The following is a 19,576-nucleotide window of genomic DNA, read 5'->3' as shown; positions in this document are numbered from 1 at the left end:
TTTTAATTCTCAGCGCTGCAGCTTTTTCTGCCTCACCCGTACCGCACCCGGGATAAAAAGATAACTATGGAAACGGTAGTGCCGCCAAATATTGTTGAAATAAACACGCTCTGAGCAGCATATTCGGGATAATTATCATATTCGAGCGCCAACAGGGCGCTGTTTCTGGACATGGGGAATGAGCTGGCGATAAATAAAGCCTGCGCCACTGTGCCTTCGAGCTGAAGCAGAGCAATAATTCCTAAAGCAACTCTTCTTTGTCTCCTGTGGCAGAATCTTGTCTGAGTTATGTCAAAAATAAGAAAATCCTCCCTTTCCTTTTACTGCACTGACCTCTCCTATTGCATGCTTTAATGAAAGCGTTTAAGGTGGAAATAAGACATATGATGACTGAACTTTTAAAAATGATTTTGTTTCCTACTCCCCCTGTAAAGGAGATGCCTCTATGCTGATGCTGGTCGCTCTAAGTGCTGTAATTTTTCCTTTTATTTTTCTTGTTCTGCTTCGCATGCCTGCTATTAAAGGAATGACACTAAGTTCTATTATAGTTATCCTGCTTGCTGTTACGGTCTGGGGAATGGGAGGACATATCATTCTTTCTTCTATTCTTCAGGGGGCTCATAAAACATTAACGATTCTGCTTATTTTATTTGGAGCACTTGTGCTGCTGAATACCCTGCGGAAAAATGGTGCTGTAGATCGAATTAATCAGGGGTTCAAAAGCATTTCAGAGGACATGCGGGTACAGCTGATCATCGTAGCTTTTCTGTTTGGCTCCCTGCTTGAAGGAGCTGCCGGCTTCGGGACACCGGCCATGATTACAGCTCCATTGATGCTTGCCTTAGGATTTAAGCCGCTCGCTGCCGTAGCCACCGCCCTTATAGCCGACAGCTCAGCTGTAGCTTTCGGAGCAGTTGGTACACCAGTGATTGTCGGCCTTAGTACATTAGAGCCGACAGCTCAGCTGTAGCTTTCGGAGCAGTTGGTACACCAGTGATTGTCGGCCTTAGTACATTAGAGCCGGCTGGGCCGGCTTTCTTCCAGGAAATTGGTGTTACGGTTACTTTAATTGATTTATTTGGCGGCACCTTTATCCCCTTTATACTGGTTGCCGTACTCACCCTCTTCTTCGGAAAAGGAAAAGGACTGCGGGATGCATGGCCAATGCTCCCGTGGACATTGATGATTGGGGCTGTGTATACGTCATCTGCTCTGTTATACGCATTTCTATTCGGTCCGGAATTCGTCGCTATTTTGGGAGCTCTCACTGGTCTTGCTGTGGCTGCATTTACTGCGAAAAAAGGCCTTCTTCTTCCGAAATCATCCTGGACAGACGCTTTGCAGGATAATTTTAAGATTAACAATGAAAAATCCGATATGAGCCTTCTGACAGCGTGGTCACCGTACCTGATTGTAGTGGTTCTGCTGCTTTTCACAAGAATCGTTCCGTGGCTCCGGGAATTCACTACCAACGTGCTTGATCTTTCATGGACAAATATTCTTGGTATTGAAGGGGTGACTTCCAACTGGGAACTGCTGTATTCTCCAGGCACCATACTCACCGTTACTGCCCTGCTTGCAGTAATCATTCAACGACGTTCGTTTAAAAACTTTACTGCCTCTGCCATGGATGCTCTTTCCACCATTAAAATCACCGGCATTACTTTATTTGCCACCCTTGCGATGGTTCATGTTTTCAGCAATTCGGGTATCAATGCTAACGACATCACCAGTATGCCTGAGTATATCGCAGCCGGCATGGCAGCCGCCTTCGGTCCCATGTGGATCCTTGTCGCCCCCTTTCTTGGAGAACTTGGCTCTTTTATCACCGGAAGTGCCACCGTTTCTACTCTCACGTTTTCCCCAGTGCAGTACAGTATCGCTAATGCTACCAGCGTGGATGCCACAGTCGTACTCGGAGCCCAGCTCGTTGGGGCCGGGGCCGGGAATATGATCTGTATCCATAATGTTGTCGCTGCATGTGCGGTAGTCGGCATGGAGGGAAAAGAAGGAAGCGTAATACGTAAGACGCTCGGCCCGGCTATTCTTTACGGCTTTTTGGCAGGAGCAGGAGGATTCATTATAATGACTCTATTTTAAGATAAAAAAACAGGAGCGGCCTCTTCAATAGAGTCCCTCCTGTTTTTAATATCCGTTTTAAAGCTGGCCGGCTCCCATATAACGTGGACCCCAGTACGAGCTGTCGAGGCTGGAAATGGTAACTCCTGTTGAAGAACCGGAGTGGATAAATTCATTGTTGCCTACGTAAATACCTGCGTGTGAAGCTCCGCCTCTCGTGTTAAAGAATACAACATCTCCCGGGGAAGGATTCGAAACTTTCGAGCTTTCACTGTACATGCCGGAGACAGTCCGAGGTATGTTTTCACCGTGCTTCTCATAAACGTAATTAATAAATCCACTGCAGTCAAAGCCGCCTGGGGATGTGCCGCCCCAAACATAAGGTGACCCGATGTATTGCTTAGCCGTGCTTGTAATGCCAGAGCTGCTGCTTGTAGAAACGCCCGCTACCTGTTCATCCGATCCCATTAAAGAATCCTGTGTTGCTGGACCAGCTACGCCGTAATAATTGCCTGCCGGGGAAGAAATGCCGTGATCGGATTGATATTCTTTAACCGCACTTAACGTCCGTGGACCAAAACGCGAGCCGGTGTAGCCGTGGAAATAGCCTTCATCCTTCAACGTTTCCTGCAGGTCGTTTACCGAGGAATTCGTATCGCCATAGGACAAAGAACCATGATCGTCGATAGACGCGTCTGCTGCCTGCGGGGCACCAAATAGAACTCCTGCTGTAATTGCTGTTCCAAAAAGATATTTTTTCATTATAATGTTCACTAGTCGTAGCATCCATCACCGAAACTTGATTGAATAAGTATTGTTAAGTTTTCTTATATGTTTACTTGCCTTTTATGTCACACGACTGGAGTAACAACGGCTGGACACGACAGAGTGAAACTGCACCTCCATTAAGTAGTTTAAAAATTTTATATGTGCTGAATCAGCGACTCAACATGACCGAGTATATCCGACCCTGCTTTCTTAAACAACGGAATTAGGTCATTTGTAATCTCATTTTAATAAAAGTAATATTTTATACATTAATTAGGTAAATAAAATATAATATCTTTTTAAATACATAAATATTGACGACATACTGGCAAAGCAATGATTAAAGTACTCTATCGCCATGAGATCCCTATTTTAAAGTCTTCTTTATTTTCATGCCCAGACGTATCTTCCTTCTTACAAAAAACTGCTCCTGGTTGATACCGGAAGCAGCCTGTTGTTTCATTTTAAAATGCTTAAGCTGTATTTGAAGCCACAGCGGCATCTTTGTGTTCCATGCTGTGAAGGATGACCGTTAACAAAATACCGATGACAGAGAGCGCCGCTCCGCAGAGTGTGAGCACAAAAAATGTGGCTCCCGCATTCAGTACGATAGTTCCAAGAGTAGCTCCGAGCGCATTGGCCAGGTTAAAAGCAGCTGCCGCTATCGTTCCGGCAAGAGAAGGCGCATGCTGACCGCTGATCAACAGCTTGGCATTCAGCAGCGGCACCGTGCCAAATGCAAACATTCCAAGTAAAAAGCTTGCGACAAATAAAGTGCCGATAACGCTGATCATTGGTATAAAGAAAACTAAAATAAGTGTCAAAAGCAGAAATGCAATTCGCAGCCAGCTCGTTAAATGGTGAAGCGGGATACGGCTGGAAAGGAGATTTCCGGCCACAGCCCCTGTACCGAAGGCAAATAACGCAAACGTTACCCCCACTACGTCCACTCCGCCTATTTCGCGTAAAATTGGTTCCTTGAACACATAGGTTGTAAAAACACCAGAATAACCGAGAATCACGATCATAAGCGTTATAAGAAATGTTTTCTCCTTAAAAACGCCCAGTTCATTTTTCACTTTTGGTATTTCGGAAGGTTTTTCGTTTGGCAGCGTCAGCACAAGTCCAATTAGCGTAATGAGCCCTAGCACAGCAATCATCCAAAATACGATTCTCCATTCAAGCACACCGCCCAGATATGAACCAAACGGCACCCCAAGCATAATAGATATCGTCAAACCTCCCTGCACGGCAGCAATTGCCTGCCCTCTTTTTGAAGGGGCTACAATGTGATGGGCCATGGCCAGGCTGAGACCAAAAAAAGGAGCATGGATCGCTGCTGAAATCAGGCGTGCGATCACAAGTACAGTAAAAGACGTGGCCATTGCTGCTAAAACGTTACTTAACACAAAAACCGCCATACAGGAAATCAGTACCGGCTTGACTGGAAACTTCATCGTCGTTATACGAAATATCGGTCCGAACACTGCCACACTGATTGCATACACACTTAGCAGAAGACCAGTAAGAGAAACAGGTACGTTTAGGTCATTTGATAATTGAGTGACAAGACCAGTAATTACGTATTCCGTCATCCCGATAGAAAAAGTTCCTATCATAAAAGCGATAATAATGGCCCGGTTCGTACGAAAAATACTCATCTCTGCCACCTCTCTTTAATAAACTGTGAAAGACCATAGTAAAGCGTTTAACCTCGCTTGTCCAGCCTCCTAAAAAAATGCTGCCGTCGAAACGGCAGCATTTCTGTTTATTATTAATTTCTATTCCTTCCACGGTGAATGCAGAACGCATTCACAAAAGTCCGGGCTTTTATAATCCGGCATAAACCGCTCACAGACGTCCGCTTTAATATTTCCGAATGTGGTTTCGGGCTTGTGCTTGAACCCTTCATAAAAAGCGGGAAGGATTTTTTCTTTAAAATTATTCCGGGGGTATGCGCTCACCACCTCTTCCCGTAACTTTTCCGGGAACTGGTGATAGCCATCTCCCATGACGTCGAGCCCTACTCCTGAATAAAGAAGCGAAACCTCCGACTCTTTATATTCGGCAACGCCAATCGTGGTATGAAGGGCAATAGCATCCCACACAAGACGGATAGATTCATCCTCCATATTATGCTGCTGAAGGAAACTGCGGGCTGCATTCGCCCCGTCCACCTCAAAACGTTTATCCGGGCTGCTGTATTGACTGGTCAACCCGAGATCATGAAATAATGCACTCACATATAACAGCTCCGAATCATACTTCAATCCAGCTTCCCTTCCCTGAATTTCTCCAAAAAGATACGCCCGGTTCGAGTGATTCCAGAGTAGTTCCGAGCCATACTCCCGCAATAGATCTGCTGCTTCTTTTGCTATTTTACTGTCAGGGATTTTTACCCCTGCTACACTGTTTGTCATTTATAATTCTCCTCCTTTTTCTATATGTTTGCCCATGCTATTAGAAGATTCCCCTCAACGTCTTTATGTATGCGTGTTTTTAACAAGGAGACTCCTGCGGCTTATTATTGTCGTTCGTCAACAGCTTCCGTGTTAAGCTTAAAATAGTTTAAATACAAAGCAATGCTTTTTGTATACTGCCAGATTTCTGCCTTTGAAGGAGGGGAAATATGCGCTCATGCTTGAATGTTCTCAAAGGCTGCCTGTTCGTGGCTGCTTTAATTGGATTGTATTATCTCTTCAACGTCAGACTGAGCATCCATCCAAAAGAAATCCAGGAATTTATCACTTCGTTTGGCTGGATCTCACCGGTCATTTTTTTGTTTGCTTACACACTCGCTCCCTTTATTTATTTCCCTTCCTCCCTGTTGTCTATTACTGCAAGTATTACTTATGGCCTTTGGCCTGGAGTGCTCTATATATGGACGGGTGCTCTTGGCGGCGCAACAAGCGGATATTTTATTGGGCGTTTAATGGGGAGAACCATATTCAGTAAGCGCCAAATTCCGTGGAATGACCGTATGAGGTACCTAATGGAAAACCGCGGGTTCCTGGTTGTACTGGCGCTGCGGCTTATCCCGCTGATGGGGTTCAGCATGCTCAGCTATTTGTCTGGTTTTTCGAAAATTAAGTACTCGCATTTTATCTCAGCGACCATGATTGGTATTATTCCCGGTATGCTGATGTACGGAACGTTTGGGCAAAGCATCGTCTCTGGCAGCCGCCTTCTGCTTTGGGTGGCAATTGCAGTTCTTTTTATTTTAAGCGCTGGCGGCTTTTTTCTTCGAAAGAAAATCAAGAAATGGCTCGGTCTGCAGCTATAAAAAAACTGGAGCGCTTTTTCAGCACTCCAGCTCTTTCGATATTCATTTTTTGTTACCCGGCAAGTCCAATAGGAGAGAACAGCAGGTACGTAGCTACCACCGTAATAATAATGACTGCGCTCACCCATTTTCTATGCTTCCACGGAGTCATATCCACCTTGTTGATATTTTCCTGAAATTCAAACGGTTTGTCGATCGGCTTCAACCGGCTTACCAGCCATAAAACGAGAATGTCGACAAAGAACAACACGCTGAAAGCGTACAGATAATGGTAGTCCATAAACAGCCAGAAAATACCGTAAAGCACAACGTGAGTAATAAACGTTACTTTTGCAGCAAAGGCAGTACCATACTTGAAGTAGAATCCGAGTATAATAATGACAAGCAGCGGCATGCTGTATAATCCATTAAATGATTGAACGACGTTGTAAAGCCCTGAAGGAGCAAAAGAAATCAGCGGAGCAATTAAAATAGCAATTAAAGCTACAATGACCGTAATTAGTTTACCAGCCCGTGCCACCTGTCTGTCACTTGCATCCTTTTTAATGAGCGGCTTATAAAAGTCCAGTGTAAACAGCGTAGCGGTGGCATTCAACGCACCAACAAATGAACTTAAAATAGCCCCAAAAATGACTGCTGCAAAGATGCCTTCCACTGACGGCGGCAGTACTTCTGTAACTAAACGCGGATACGCATTATCTGCAGTTCTAAGCTCCCCGCCAAACAAATTAAATGCGATAATTCCCGGGAATACGAGAAACAAAGCTCCGAATATTTTAAAGAAGCCTACATATAAAGCACCCTTCTGGCTTTCCTTTAAGTTTCTCCCTGCCAGCGCTTTTTGTACGATCATCTGGTTTGTGCACCAGAAAAACAAGTTATTAAAAAACATTCCTAAAAAGAGCGTCGGCCATGGCACATAAGAAGAATCAATAGCGCCAATGGAGTTTAATTTTTCAGGAGTATTGGCCTGAATCGTTTCCATACCTCGGAAGAAGTTTCCATCACCTAAGGCCATCAGACCAAGCACCGGGATAGTAAGTCCGCCAAGCAAAAGAGCAATTCCATAAACAGTGTCACTGAAAGCGCTTAACCTCAAACCGCCCATTAAAAGATAAAGGAGGCCGATAAGTCCTGTTAATCCAGCGATAAAAGCTACGGCTGTTAAGGGCTCTACGCCGAGAAGCTGATCAACTGCAAAAATTTGATTGAATACAAGTGAACCAGAGTACAATACAACAGGTAAAAATGAAGTCATATAAGTAAAAATAAACAGAAAAGAAGCAATTCTTTTCGTTGTTTTATCGTACCTGGTTTCAATAAAATCAGTAACAGTATCTACACCGTATTTTAAGTATTTCGGAAGAAACACAAGTGCCAGTAATACAATTGCTATAGCAGAGGTTACTTCCCACGCCATTACTTCCATCCCGGAAGCATAACTTTGGCCATTCTGTCCCACAATCTGCTCTGTGGACAAGTTCGTCATAATAATTGTTCCGGCAATTGTAATACCTGTTAAACTTCTGCCGGCAAGAAAATATCCTTCAGCGCTGTCCGTTTTAACTGACCGGCTGCGGTTGAAAGCAAAAAGCCAAATAGCTCCCACGATAACAATAAATGTAATAAGAGATATAATAATGAGCCCCCCTTTAGTCGTATGTCTGTTACACATTTTTAAATTGAAACAATTGCTTCCATTTTGTTTCAATTCTGCCCCTCCAGCGAGGTTGTTCTTATTCTAACTGAAATCACCAGTAAGGTAAACGCTTTCCTAAAAATATTTTTAATTTTTGATCATCTTTTCGTTTTTACGAAACCAGTTTCGTGAAGATATAAAACTGCCCTGAAGCATACGCTTCAGGGCAGTACATTCAGGCTTTTTCATCTATTGATTTTTGTTCGCCTTCGCAAGTTCCTGTTCGCGCAGTTCTACGCGGCGTATTTTCGCAGAGCTTGTTTTTGGAAGTGATTCAACAAACTCAATGCGGCGCGGATATTTATACGGAGCAGTCATTTCCTTTACATGCTTCTGCAGTTCTTTTGTCAAATCCTCTTCATTTTCCACCTGGCCGTTAGGTACAACAAAAGCCTTCACCACATTACCCCGGATATCATCCGGGCTCGCCACAGCGGCGCATTCTTTAACAGAAGGATGTTTTGTAAGTGCATCCTCTACTTCAAACGGCCCAATTGTATATCCTGAACTGATAATAATATCATCACTGCGCCCCTGGAACCAGTAGTAATTATCTTCGTCCTTCATCGCCCTGTCACCGGTTAAAAAGTAATCGCCCTGGTAGGAAGCACTCGTACGTTCCGGCTCTTTGTAATAGCCCTGAAACAGCGATGGAAGATTACGATGCACAGCGATATTGCCAATTTCATTGGCCTTCGCCGGATTACCGTCTTCATTCACTATTTCAATAAATTGTTCGATCATTGGTTTGCCCATCGAACCTATTTTTTCAGGCACGCCCTTCAACGTTCCGATAAGGAGCGTGCTTTCTGTCTGCCCGTAACCATCACGCACAGGAAGATTAAACTTCTCCCGGAACACTTGGATAACTTCCTCATTCAGGGGCTCTCCCGCTGATACCGCGCTGTGCATCGCTGAAAGATCATACTTTTCGAGACCTTCAATTTTAGCCATCAACCGGCACTCTGTCGGCGTGCAGCAAAGCACATTTACTTTTTCGTCCTGAAGGAGCTGCAGGTAAGTCTCCGGATCAAAGCGGCCGTTGTAGGCAAATCCGGTGGCGCCCTGGCCGAGTACAGATAAAAACGGGCTCCAGACCCACTTCTGCCAGCCTGGCCCGGCGGTAGCCCAGACCACATCGTTTTCGTGAATATCGAGCCACTCATCTGCCGCTACCCGCAGGTGGGCGTAAGCCCAGCCGTGACTGTGCACGACAGCTTTTGGTTTACCCGTCGTCCCCGAAGTGTATGGAAGAAAAGCAGTGTCATCACGGTGAGTCTGAACAATGTTAAAGCTTCGGGACTCCTCTGCTGCCATTGTTTCAATCTCTTTCCAGCCTTCTTTACTTCCCCCAATCATCAGCTTATGCTCAAGTGTTTCCGGCACAGGCTCCATCTGGTCGATTTCCTCTGCGTACGGAGCATAAGAGATAATCGCGCGGGAACCGGAATGTTCCGCCCGGTACTTAATGTCGTCTGCCCGGAGCATCTCTGAAGAAGGAATAATCACAAGGCCTGCTTTCAGGCAAGCGTAATATGTAACATAGGCTTCTACAAGACGGGGTACCATGACAAGTACTTTGTCACCTTTGGATAGTCCAAGGCCGGTAAGGACGTTGGCATACTGATTGGCCTGCTGGATCAGTTCATGATATGTAACCTCCCGGCGGCTGCCTTTATCATCCTGCCATTTCAACGCCAGACGCTCTGAATCATAGCGCTCCATTTCTTCGATTAAATTATAGGTTTCATTTGGTGTCAGCTGACTTGCATTAATCATAATTACATATCTCCCTTACCACTATTTTATCTTTTTCCATCATATGCGCCGCAGCAGTGTATGTCCACTTATACGCCTAAAGAATCTGATTATTCCCATTATGATTTTATCTTTTTTTCATGTTTGTGGGAAGAAGGAAACGGTTATAGCAGGAGAGGAACGTTTTTGTACGGTAACTACTATTGATTTGGAAGCAGAAAGGATGAATGTCACGATGAATATTATTATCAGTAAACCTAATGAGGAAATTGAAGTCCGCGAAGTAGAGGGACAAAATGATATCTACAGTATCATGGGCAACGATGCCATCATGCTCGAAATGATTCCGGAGCTTGATATTTACGCTCTTGCGAACGAAGATCAGTACGAAGAAGCAGATTATAAAGTAGAATCCAAGCAGTTCGGGGATCTTACGAATAAATACTCCCTGACCGGAACGTCCGTTATATTGACGTTGGATGCTGCCGGCAATTACGCTGAATTAAACGACGAGCAGATTGAAGCCGTCCGCCAGCTGCAGGAAGTCCGCGGCGGTAATTTAAACAGCTAATTATTTCCCAGCTAAATATTAATAAAAAAGAGAGGCTTACGAGCCTCTCTTTAGTTCTACATATACATAGCTGTCTTTTATATAAGCAGAAAACTCTTTTAGTTTACCTCTTACCGGCGCAAGCGGTCTACCGCTTTCCCGGAGATTATATTCCCTGCCATGCCATGGGCACCGGACAATGTCACCTTCGTGTTCAAAGGAATATTCGCCGGGTGCAGTGCTCATAGGCGCCCCGTCAATTTTTCCCTTCGACATGCAGGCACCCTGATGGGGGCACCGGTCGATAAATGCCCTGATTTCCCCTTCCGACGTCCGGCAGACAAAAACCGGGATATTATCCACGCTCCCCGGAATCATCTCCTGCTTTTCCAATTCCTCTTCTCTGCAGATAACGGCTGCCATCAGATGTCACCCCGTGCTGGCAGTTTTGGATAGAATGTTCTGGCGTTTTCACCGTAGATCCGCTCAAGCACATCGTCTTCAAGTCCTTTGGGCACGGCTTCGTCCGGAGAGTCATAATCCCAGTGCGGATAGTCCGTACTAAAACAGATGATTTCATCAGTTCCCATCTGCTCTACTAAGAGATTCCATTCCTTTCTGCTCATTTCTTCAAGCGGCTGGGTCGTAAACGCCATCCGGCTTTTAATAGTATCACTCGGCATCTTAGTTACCCACGGCACTTCATGGCGAAGATCCTTAAACTGCTGATCAAGTTTCTTCATTAGAAATGGTACGTATGTGAATCCGCCCTCAATCATCATCAGCTTGAGCTTTGGATATTTTTCAAATACCCCGTTGAAGATCATGCTTGTAATCTGGGCCATATGGGAGGTGGCGATCAGGGAATGCCATTCAATAAAGTATCTCGGCCATTTCCCGAGCGGAGCCGGCGGTTCATTGTGATGCATGCCGATCATCAGGTCATGGCGTTCAGCAGCTTCAAATATCGGATGATAGTACGGATCTCCCCATGCAATATCATCAATAGGCAAAAGCACCTGAATCATTTTCGGGTGAGAGCCGACACGTTCAATTTCTTTCACCGCGTTCGCTACTTCCTGGGCGGCAATGTGAACGGAGCCGTACAGGCGGCTGTCTTTATCCAGCCATTCGTGAATCTGCCAGTCATTATAGGCGCTGGCAAGAGCTGTGGCCATCTCGTACCATCCGTGCATGGAGGAAGGGGAGGGATCGAGCGCTCCAGTTAGAATACCAAATTCGTGATTGTTAGCGTCAAGCAGCTGCTCCTGCATAAATGGAAGGCTTGTGCCCGCCGGTTTTCCGTCCGGCGTTTTTGCGTCGGCCCGGTCCACACCGGCTACGGCTGGCTGGGTAAACGGCATATGTTTTTCCTGCTGCCAGTTGCAATCTTCAATATACCTTCTCCACGGCTGCTCTAAGTAGGGAAATAAATCTTCATACATTACCCGTTCATGGATATCAGTATCGATCAGTCTGTACATTTTCGTTTGGTTAGTTTTGGCTTCGTTGTTTAAAGTCTGCATAAATCAGCATCCTTCCTTTCATCTACTCCCTAACCGTATCAACTCGGCCCTGGAATAAACAAAGCGCTCTAGAAGGCGTCCAGCTCTATAAGCTGTGCCAGTGTATGCCAGTGAGCATCAGTGAACCTCAGTAGCAGTTTTTCAGTATCCCGCTATTTACTTACTAACCTATTACCTATCACTGACAGGGAGGCTGCTGATATTTATTGCAGACATTATTTTATTTAGCAGATGCTAATTTTCTTCGATATACACCAGTGTCACATACACACTCAAATTAGAGGAACTATTATTTTCAAAGCCTATTTTTTCTGCAGGGCCGCATTGAATAAGGTCTCCTTCTTTGATGGGAAAGTTTTCATCCTCTGTATAGCAGAGTCCTTCGCCGCTTGCGACTAATGCAAACGTTTGAGTGAATGGATGGTCATGCAGAGGGAGGCTCTGGCCGGGCGAGAAATTAAACACCACAGCTTTGCAGTTATTCTTTTTAAACACAATTTCTTTTGCCATTCGATCCCCGCTGAAAGGAGCTAATTGTGTAAGACTCTGGATTTTCATTTTTTTCATCCTTTCATTAATTGAACTTAAAACAGCTGCGGCAGAATCCAAATAGATATGCCGCAGCTGAATCAGTTTTATCTCTGAGGTATTAATTATTCAATCGTGCTTTCCGGACCGAAAACTTCATAATGACGGCGCTCAGCCGGCACTCCTCTGTCCTTTAAAATTTCATTAACTACCTTCATAAAAGGTATTGGGCCGCAGAAATAAAAATCTGCCTGTTCTTCAGGAAGGACAGTTTCCAGCCAATCTGCGTCTATAAATCCTTCTTTATCAAACATTCTATGCGTGCGGTCGTTCTCCGTTGGTGCGGAGTAACAGGTGTAGGCTTCAATATTTGAATACGTATCTGCGAGCTGCTCCACACGTGCTTTCATGGCATGCACCTTGCTGCTGTCAGCAGCGTGAATAAACGTCACGTTTCGTTTCGTATCTTCCTGTACAAGTGTATTCAGCATACTCATCATCGGAGTAATACCAACGCCCCCGCTGATTAACACAATTGGCATTTCCTCTGTTTCTATCACGAATTCTCCTGCCGGCGCTGCGAACAGCAGTACATCTCCCTCGTTTACATCCCGGTGCAGATAATTCGACACAATGCCGGCCGGATTTCCATTCTCAGGATCCTCCCGCTTCACGCTGATCCGGTAATAGTTTTCATTTGGAGCATCCGACAGACTGTAGTGGCGCATATGTGTATAGGGCTCACCCTCAATATCTGCCTGCAGCGTTAAATACTGTCCTGGCTGCTGCGGTATAATAGCCTCCCCGTCCTGCGGCTTTAAGTAAAACGAAGTAATGACATCGCTCTCCGGCACTTTTTCCGCTACATAAAACGGACGGTAGCCCGTCCACCCGCCCCGGGCGGCTTCCACTTCTTCGTACTTTACTGCTTCTTTTTGAATAAAAATATCAGCAAGCGCATGATACGCTTCTCCCCACGCGTCCAGAATTTCCGGGGTGGCTGCGTCTCCAAGCACTTCCTCCACCGCTTCGAGCAGTGTTTCCCCTACTAATCCATAATGTTCCGGCCTGACATCCAGGGCCCGGTGTTTTTCCGCTATGCGTTCAATAGTAGGACGAAGCTCTTTCAGACGGTCAATATTCGCTCCGGCCTGGTAGACAGAATAAGCAAGAGCTTCCGGCTGGACACCTGTTTCCTGGTTCGTCTGGTTAAACATGTTTCGCAGCTCAGGTGCTTTTTCAAAGAGCATTTCATAAAAACGGTTGCCAATAGCTGCGGCGTTAGCCTGAATAGCTGGGGCTGTTGCTTTTACTGTTTCAATCGTTTGTGGTGCAAGCATCGAATTCCTCCAGTGAAAACGTTTTTAACTTCTATAAAAAGTGTATTATAAATACATATTTTAATCTATACTTTTAGAAATACTTCATTAAACGTTCACAATCAGCTTTTATATACAAAATAACTCCGTACCCACCTGGACACGGAGTATTGAACATTTATTCAGCACATTCAAAGCAGTATAGCCGGCCATTCTCATGAACCCCTTCTAAAAACCCGTCCCTGCAGTAAATTTCTTTGCCGCAATCACTGCATTGGCCCAGATACTCCTCCATCGTTTTCACCTCTTCTTCTTTAAGAGTCCTTCGGCTGACGATCAAGTATTTCTTTTAAGACACGGGCATGATTATATGTTTCTTCCTTTGCAGCAAATACGAGCGTCACCTGTTTGTTCTGTTCACGTACGGTCTGCTTTAACTGATCGAGAGCTTCAGCCTGTTCGGTATTTTGCTCGAGCTCCTGCTTATACTTCTCTTTAAATTCGTCAAACTTCTCCGGGTCGTGGGAAAACCATTGCCGCAGCTGCTTGGAAGGAGCAACGTCCCTGGCCCATTCATCCACTTTGGCTTTATCCTTTGCTATTCCCCGCGGCCATACGCCGTCGACTAATACCCGGCGCCCTTCTTTTTCCTCTGTTTCTTCATAAATTCTTTTCAGTTGAATCACCATTACCGCCCTCCCTATGCTTTACTTTCTTCAAACATAAAGTCTACAATCCTGTCTACGTGAACCTGCATCGTATCTAAAAAAGGAATCGAAAAATCTTTTTCAGAAAGAATCATCGGCAGTTCCGTGCAGCCAAGGATCACGGTATCGAGTTTATGTTGTTCAATCATCTCCCTGGTGATCCGTTCAAATTCCTTTTTCGTTTCAGGGTTTACGATGCCATTTTCAAGCTCGCTGACGATTTTTTCGTGTAAATACTGCTGCGTGCTTTCATCTGGCACATAGATGTTTTTCCCTTTTTCTATGAACGGTTTCTTGAAAAAATTCTGCTCCATCGTAAATTTTGTACCAAGCAGCCCAATATTTTCGGCGCCTTGATTTTCTGCTGCTTCCACTGCGGCATCCACAATGCTTAGCATCGGCACCTCGACCTGCTTTTGCACCTCTTCAAATACAAGGTGCGGCGTGTTTGCTGCAATAATGATGCCGTCGACATCCAGCAGTTCAAGCTTCCGGGCTGCATTGCCCAAATACTCAATCAGATCATCCATTCGTTCTTCCGAAATATACTTAAAAATGTTGTACATATTAATACTGTTGATGTACAATTCCGGAAGCACCTGAAGACTGTTCTCCTTTTTCTGATATTTTTTAATAATGGATTGATAATATTCTACCGTTGATTCCGGCCCAAGGCCGCCGATAATACCTATTTGTTTCACTTTTTCTCCCCCTTCACAAAAATACTAATATATATTTTCGATATATATTTTAACATATTTTGCGTACGTTTACCGGGGTGATTGCACAAGCCGGCAGCAGCATATATAATAAGTATACTAAATATGTATTTTAAGCACGAACCTATATAAGAAAGGAATGGACATATGCGAATACTTTTGTTCTATTCCACAATGACTGGAAACACTGAAGATATGGCGATCGACACAGAAGAAGAACTTATCAGCCGCGGGCACGAAGTAGAGCTGATGGACATGATCGCCGATGGGCTTCCAAACGAAGATCCCCTTCCGCATGATCTGCTCATTATGGGCACATATACGTGGGGCGAAGGCGATATTCCTGAAGAAACAGAAGACTTTCTGGAAGACCTTTTCGCCTATGATATTTCCGGCCTTTCGATTTCCATCTTTGGCTCCGGGGATCATGCGTATGAAAACTTCGCCGGAGCTGTGGATGAAATGATCGGGCAATTCCGTGAACGCGGACATAAAGGTGATATTCCCACCATGAAAGTCGATGTGGATGAAATGGATAACATTGCTGAAGATATTAAAAGCTATGTGGACCGCATCGAAGAAAAGTTTTTAGTAAAATAACCGGCAACCCGACTAACCCCGGAGGCCCACGGCCCCTGGGGTTATTTTAATCAATTCCGCTGCCCTGCTACGACAGGGGCAGCAGAAAAACGACAGTAATAAACAGTATAAAGCCGGCAGTAAACCAGACGTCCGTTTTTTTATAATTCATTTGCACATACCTCGTTCTTTTTCTCGAGCCGTCAAACCCTTTGGATTCCATCGCCAGGGCTGTTCTTTCTGCTTTTCGTACAGCCCCTGCCATCAATGGCACCCCTGCCTCTTTCCACTCCCGCATTCTGGGCTTTGAACCCATTCCTCTAATCTGCCGGGCTCTGCGGATTACCACCAGTTCTTTTCGAAGCTGGGGAAGAAAACGGTAGGCTGCCATCATTCCATATCCAATACTCGGAGGCATATGCCATTTTTGTATCAAACTCATCACTAAACTCACTGGAGAGGTGGTGAGGACAAAAAGAAGCGACCAGGAAGCAAACACCATCGCTCTTAAGCCTAGCGAGACACCTGTTTGGATATTTTCAAGAGCCACCGGCATGTGAAATACATAAAAAAGAACCGTAGCACCCCTTTCTTCAGGAAAAACCACCTGAAGCCATACAAAGCTGAAACCAAAAAGTGCAAACGGGAGCAGGAGTATGAGCAGCAGCTTTAACGGCACTTTTCCCAGAAAGAAGATGGCAGCAATAGTTAGCACCAGCACAGCAAGTGGATGCCATATATCATAAATGAAAATCATAAAGAAAAATACAGTGAAAAGGCTGAGCAGCTTCAGCGTTGGATGTACCCGCTGTAAAAAAGCGTCCCGGGTCTGGAGCTCTTCAAGCATGGCTGCCCCCTCCTAGGCGCATAAGCTGTACCGAAGGCAGCCGGACACCGATTTTTCCTAAGTCTATGCTGCCATCAAAAAATGCTTCTACACTCCCGTCGTAGACAAGCGTTCGTTCTGCCAGCGCAAGGACCCGTGCCGCTTTTGTATAAACCAGATCCATATCATGCGTCAGCCAGAGAACCGCTTTTCCGCGTTGCCGGCACTGCTCCAGCACTTCAAACAAAGCATCAGCATTTCGCTTATCAAGCCCAAACGTCGGCTCATCCAAAATTAAAATGGACTGGTTGTTTGTCACCATTACTGCCACTGAGAGACGCCGTTTTTCCCCCTGACTGAGCCGAAACGGATGGTTTTTCCGAATATGGCCGAGCTGAAACTGAATCAACAGTTCATTTGTCTGCTGAACAATATCTTCCTCGCACCATCCTGCTATCTCCATTCCGTAGCGTATTTCTTCTTCTACGGTCGGCGTTAGAAACTGGTGCTCGGGCTGTTGAAAAACAATCCCGAAGGTTTTGGCAATTTCGTACGGCTTCAGACCGGCTATATCTTGTCCGTTAACATACACGGTACCGCTTTTAATAGGCTCCCATCCGGTAAGAACTCGTGCGAGTGTGCTTTTCCCAGCTCCATTTGCCCCTACGACGGCAGTCATTTCTCCAGGGTAAAGGGAAAAAGACACGTTTTCGAAAACCGTCTGCATACTATAGGCAGAGGCCGCCCGTTCCACCTTCAGGACAGGCGGCTTCTGAGAAGGCTCACCCCCCTGTTTCGACTGCGGCAGAGATGCATGAACCTCGGCAACAGGGTAATCCGCTGCAAACACCTCCCATTCCCGCAAAGTGACGGGAAGAGCAGCTTTGGTTGTCTCCGTCTTTCTGAGCAACTTTTTTCCCGCTTCTGCAGGTGCAGGCAGCCACACTCCTTCTGCTTCGAGTACAGCAGCGTGGGAGTAAAATATACGGCCGGGGCTTCCATCCGCTGTCACCTGACCATTGCGGTTCAATACGACCGCCCTGCTCACCCACTCCATCACTTCATTTAGCTGATGCTCAATCAAAATTAATGTTTTATCAGGGGCTTCTGCAATACGGCCAAGAAGTGCGGCCACTGCTTCACGGCTTACCGGATCGAGCTGGGAGAGCGGTTCATCCAAAATCCAGATCTCCGGATTCACAGCAGCTATGCAGGACACAGCTATTTTTTGCTTCATCCCTCCGGAAAGCATGTCAATACGGGCGTCAATACAAGAAAGCATGCCTGTGAACTGCAAGGCTTCAAGCATCCGGCCTTCGATATCCTCCGCAGGTACGCGCAGGTTCTCAAGCGTAAATACAAGCTCTTCCCGCACTGTCGGCATGCAGAATTGGGTATCGGGATCCTGGAACAACAGAGCCGCCTCTCTGGCAGCCTCTGTAATGCATTTCACCGCTGGATTTTCTCCGAATACGTTCAATTCACCAGACACTTCTGCCTCTACTGAGCGCGGAAGAATTCCCTGAAGGGCCAGTGCCAACGTACTTTTACCCGAGCCGCTCGGGCCGAGCAGCAGCACGTTTTCCCCAGTACGTATTTCAGCCGAAAAACCCTCTACCGAAGGCTCAGCGTAAGGATATGCAATGGTTACATTCTCTGCATAAATCATACAGCGTTCCTCTGCTGCCCTTCCCGACGCTGGCGGCCAAGAGCAAAGCGGTCGAGAACGCCTGTTTTTACCAGGGCGTCTGTAAAGCTTTTCCCTGCCCACCCGGCTAAAAGAGCACCGCTTATAAGCATGGTTACCAGCATAAATACAACAACAGAACCTGCGTACTGACTGAATCCATAAAGAATATACTGGGTTAAAAATGCAGCAGACGTCCCTGCCATTCCGGCAAGCATTAATACCGGCAGACGAAAGATTCGGTAGAAAAACATGGCAAAAATAATTTCTGCGGCAATCCCCTGCGTGAAGCCGAGAACGAGCACTGCTCCCGCGCTCACAGACCCGGCCATAACTTCAGTGCCAGCCGCAATAAGCTCTGCCAGCAGCGCCGCTCCTGGTTTTTGAATGATATAGGCGCATATTACCGGAGCGAGGATCCAGAAGCCTGCCATCAGTCCGCCCCCAACTGGCCCGAGGACGCCCGTAACAATTTGTCCGAGCAGTACCCAAAGAAGATAAAGGACACCAAGAACAGCTGAAATAAATGAGATAACGACGATATCCCTGAGGTTTAAGCGTTTGTTTATCATTAAGCTTTTTTTCCGTCTGTTAATGTTCTGGCAAAGGGCCAGTCTTTTGCATGATACGCGTCCTCAAAAAACATATACTCGAGCTGGCACCCTTCCATAAATAACGTCCGCCAACGCTGCTTTTCTTCTTCTGTAGCTGTTTCTGCCAGTTCATCAAGGCGGTCAATATATTTGTACATTTCCCGCTCTTCACGGTCTCCGTAGAAACGAATCCAGTCGTTAAACGGATGGTCCTCGTTCGGATTCACTTCTTTCATCAGCCTTTCACCCACATACAAATACACCCACGGGCAGGCGAGCGTTACCGCAATCACATCGCCAAGTGTGCCCTTTTCAGCATGGTGCAGCATATGAAGCACATAATGCTGGGAAGCCGGGGCAAGCGCGTAGCCCTGCAATTCTTCATAAGCCACTCCCGCCTGCGCACATAAATTATGGTGCGGGTGCGTTTCACTGTTTAACACAAAATCAATGGTATCTTTAAACATGATCATGTCTTCTCTGGACGTGCATTTTGTTATCCCAATTGCTTTTGTCTTGATCATGGCATTTAAGTATTCAAAATCCTGCTTCACGTAATGGATAAGAGCTTCTTTTGGGACATCACCTTTCCCGATGCCCTGCACAAATGGATTTTCCCAGCAGGCTTCAAAAATGTGCTCTGTGTCCTGCCATAAAAGCTCTGAAAATTTCATTGTTACTTCCTCCTTTAAATTAGGAGGGAACCACTACGGGCAGTAAAGACCAATGGAGCAAAAAAAGCCACTCCATTGGTGGAGTGGCTTCGAATAAACGTCCGCTATTATAAAGCTGCTGCTTCTGATATAGACGTATTCTACCGTCTCCACTTTCCTACGCTGGCCTTAACCAGATCAGGTTCAAAGGGATTAAGGATAGTCCTTATCTCAGCCGTTACCGGCACCCCTAGCGGATTCCCTATTAAGTTGTCTACACTGTATCACATTATTTCAGAAAG

At 45.8% G+C, this 19,576-nt stretch carries 18 protein-coding genes, 1 pseudogene and 1 riboswitch; of the genes and pseudogenes, 4 read left to right on the top strand and 15 right to left on the bottom strand.

The window, feature by feature from the left end; all coding sequences use genetic code 11:
• The first annotated feature begins 445 nt into the window (after window positions 1–445).
• Window positions 446–2,100 (top strand): annotated as a pseudogene (locus ACTTK6_RS08025) (L-lactate permease).
• Window positions 2,101–2,157: 57 nt separating this feature from the next.
• Here ACTTK6_RS08025 and ACTTK6_RS08020 read toward each other — a convergent pair.
• The 3 genes from ACTTK6_RS08020 to ACTTK6_RS08010 all read right to left on the bottom strand — a co-directional run bounded on the left by ACTTK6_RS08020 (window position 2,158) and on the right by ACTTK6_RS08010 (window position 5,267).
• Window positions 2,158–2,853, bottom strand: a complete 696-nt coding sequence (locus tag ACTTK6_RS08020) for a C40 family peptidase (RefSeq protein WP_462833120.1) — start codon at window positions 2,851–2,853, stop codon at window positions 2,158–2,160.
• Window positions 2,854–3,320: 467 nt separating this feature from the next.
• A complete protein-coding gene (locus tag ACTTK6_RS08015) occupies window positions 3,321–4,508 on the bottom strand; it encodes an MFS transporter (RefSeq protein WP_462833119.1) in 1,188 nt (395 codons plus the stop codon).
• Window positions 4,509–4,628: 120 nt separating this feature from the next.
• Window positions 4,629–5,267, bottom strand: a complete 639-nt coding sequence (locus tag ACTTK6_RS08010; RefSeq protein ID WP_462833118.1) for an HD domain-containing protein — start codon at window positions 5,265–5,267, stop codon at window positions 4,629–4,631.
• A 209-nt stretch (window positions 5,268–5,476) separates the two neighbouring features.
• Here ACTTK6_RS08010 and ACTTK6_RS08005 point away from each other — a divergent pair, with 209 nt between their 5' ends.
• Window positions 5,477–6,130, top strand: coding sequence for a TVP38/TMEM64 family protein (locus ACTTK6_RS08005; RefSeq protein ID WP_462833117.1), 654 nt, complete (start codon window positions 5,477–5,479; stop codon window positions 6,128–6,130).
• A gap of 52 nt (window positions 6,131–6,182) precedes the next feature.
• On the opposite strand, the gene ACTTK6_RS08000 is transcribed toward ACTTK6_RS08005, so the two are convergent.
• A complete protein-coding gene (locus tag ACTTK6_RS08000) occupies window positions 6,183–7,805 on the bottom strand; it encodes a solute:sodium symporter family transporter (RefSeq protein ID WP_462833130.1) in 1,623 nt (540 codons plus the stop codon).
• 213 nt (window positions 7,806–8,018) lie between these two features.
• A complete protein-coding gene (gene mbcS, locus ACTTK6_RS07995) occupies window positions 8,019–9,608 on the bottom strand; it encodes an acyl-CoA synthetase MbcS (protein WP_462833116.1) in 1,590 nt (529 codons plus the stop codon).
• A 214-nt stretch (window positions 9,609–9,822) separates the two neighbouring features.
• On the opposite strand from mbcS, the gene ACTTK6_RS07990 reads away from it, so the two are divergent.
• The gene (locus ACTTK6_RS07990; protein ID WP_143745426.1) at window positions 9,823–10,158 is read left to right on the top strand and encodes a hypothetical protein; all 336 of its coding nucleotides are present in this window, start codon (window positions 9,823–9,825) and stop codon (window positions 10,156–10,158) included.
• Window positions 10,159–10,194: 36 nt separating this feature from the next.
• Here the strand turns inward: ACTTK6_RS07990 and ACTTK6_RS07985 are convergent, their stop codons facing one another.
• From ACTTK6_RS07985 to ACTTK6_RS07960, 6 genes are all read right to left on the bottom strand, one after another.
• Window positions 10,195–10,560 carry a Rieske (2Fe-2S) protein gene (locus ACTTK6_RS07985; RefSeq protein WP_079475940.1) on the bottom strand — a complete coding sequence of 122 codons (366 nt, stop codon included), beginning with the start codon at window positions 10,558–10,560 and terminating at the stop codon, window positions 10,195–10,197.
• Window positions 10,560–11,663: an amidohydrolase family protein gene (locus ACTTK6_RS07980; RefSeq protein WP_244897363.1), complete on the bottom strand. Its 1,104-nt coding sequence runs from the start codon at window positions 11,661–11,663 to the stop codon at window positions 10,560–10,562. The genes ACTTK6_RS07985 and ACTTK6_RS07980 overlap by 1 nt, the downstream gene beginning before the upstream one ends.
• A gap of 234 nt (window positions 11,664–11,897) precedes the next feature.
• Window positions 11,898–12,173 (bottom strand): cupin domain-containing protein, encoded by a 276-nt coding sequence (locus ACTTK6_RS07975; RefSeq protein WP_462833115.1) that lies wholly within the window; start codon window positions 12,171–12,173, stop codon window positions 11,898–11,900.
• Between the two features lie 143 nt (window positions 12,174–12,316).
• Complete coding sequence (gene hmpA / locus ACTTK6_RS07970) at window positions 12,317–13,531, bottom strand: NO-inducible flavohemoprotein (RefSeq protein ID WP_079475938.1); 1,215 nt, start codon at window positions 13,529–13,531, stop codon at window positions 12,317–12,319.
• A 293-nt stretch (window positions 13,532–13,824) separates the two neighbouring features.
• Complete coding sequence (locus ACTTK6_RS07965; RefSeq protein ID WP_022794027.1) at window positions 13,825–14,199, bottom strand: DUF488 domain-containing protein; 375 nt, start codon at window positions 14,197–14,199, stop codon at window positions 13,825–13,827.
• Window positions 14,200–14,210: 11 nt separating this feature from the next.
• The gene (locus ACTTK6_RS07960; RefSeq protein WP_022794028.1) at window positions 14,211–14,918 is read right to left on the bottom strand and encodes an aspartate/glutamate racemase family protein; all 708 of its coding nucleotides are present in this window, start codon (window positions 14,916–14,918) and stop codon (window positions 14,211–14,213) included.
• A 165-nt stretch (window positions 14,919–15,083) separates the two neighbouring features.
• Here ACTTK6_RS07960 and ACTTK6_RS07955 point away from each other — a divergent pair, with 165 nt between their 5' ends.
• The gene (locus ACTTK6_RS07955) at window positions 15,084–15,536 is read left to right on the top strand and encodes a flavodoxin domain-containing protein (RefSeq protein WP_022794029.1); all 453 of its coding nucleotides are present in this window, start codon (window positions 15,084–15,086) and stop codon (window positions 15,534–15,536) included.
• 67 nt (window positions 15,537–15,603) lie between these two features.
• Here the strand turns inward: ACTTK6_RS07955 and ACTTK6_RS07950 are convergent, their stop codons facing one another.
• Genes ACTTK6_RS07950 through tenA form a run of 4 tightly spaced genes read right to left on the bottom strand, consistent with a single transcriptional unit; the run spans window position 15,604 to window position 19,295 of the window.
• A complete protein-coding gene (locus ACTTK6_RS07950) occupies window positions 15,604–16,362 on the bottom strand; it encodes an energy-coupling factor transporter transmembrane component T family protein (RefSeq protein WP_079475937.1) in 759 nt (252 codons plus the stop codon).
• A complete protein-coding gene (locus ACTTK6_RS07945) occupies window positions 16,355–18,010 on the bottom strand; it encodes an ABC transporter ATP-binding protein (RefSeq protein WP_079475936.1) in 1,656 nt (551 codons plus the stop codon). Before ACTTK6_RS07945 ends, ACTTK6_RS07950 begins: the two co-directional genes overlap by 8 nt.
• Window positions 18,007–18,600 carry an ECF transporter S component gene (locus tag ACTTK6_RS07940; RefSeq protein ID WP_079475935.1) on the bottom strand — a complete coding sequence of 198 codons (594 nt, stop codon included), beginning with the start codon at window positions 18,598–18,600 and terminating at the stop codon, window positions 18,007–18,009. Before ACTTK6_RS07940 ends, ACTTK6_RS07945 begins: the two co-directional genes overlap by 4 nt.
• Window positions 18,600–19,295, bottom strand: a complete 696-nt coding sequence (gene tenA / locus ACTTK6_RS07935; protein ID WP_079475934.1) for a thiaminase II — start codon at window positions 19,293–19,295, stop codon at window positions 18,600–18,602. Before tenA ends, ACTTK6_RS07940 begins: the two co-directional genes overlap by 1 nt.
• A 137-nt stretch (window positions 19,296–19,432) precedes the next feature.
• Window positions 19,433–19,536: riboswitch (TPP riboswitch) on the bottom strand.
• Window positions 19,537–19,576 lie beyond the last annotated feature (40 nt).

It is taken from the genome of Marinococcus salis (assembly GCF_054971365.1).
The sequence above is the reverse complement of the archived record's forward strand: the minus strand, read 5'-3'. Positions and strand labels throughout refer to the sequence as shown.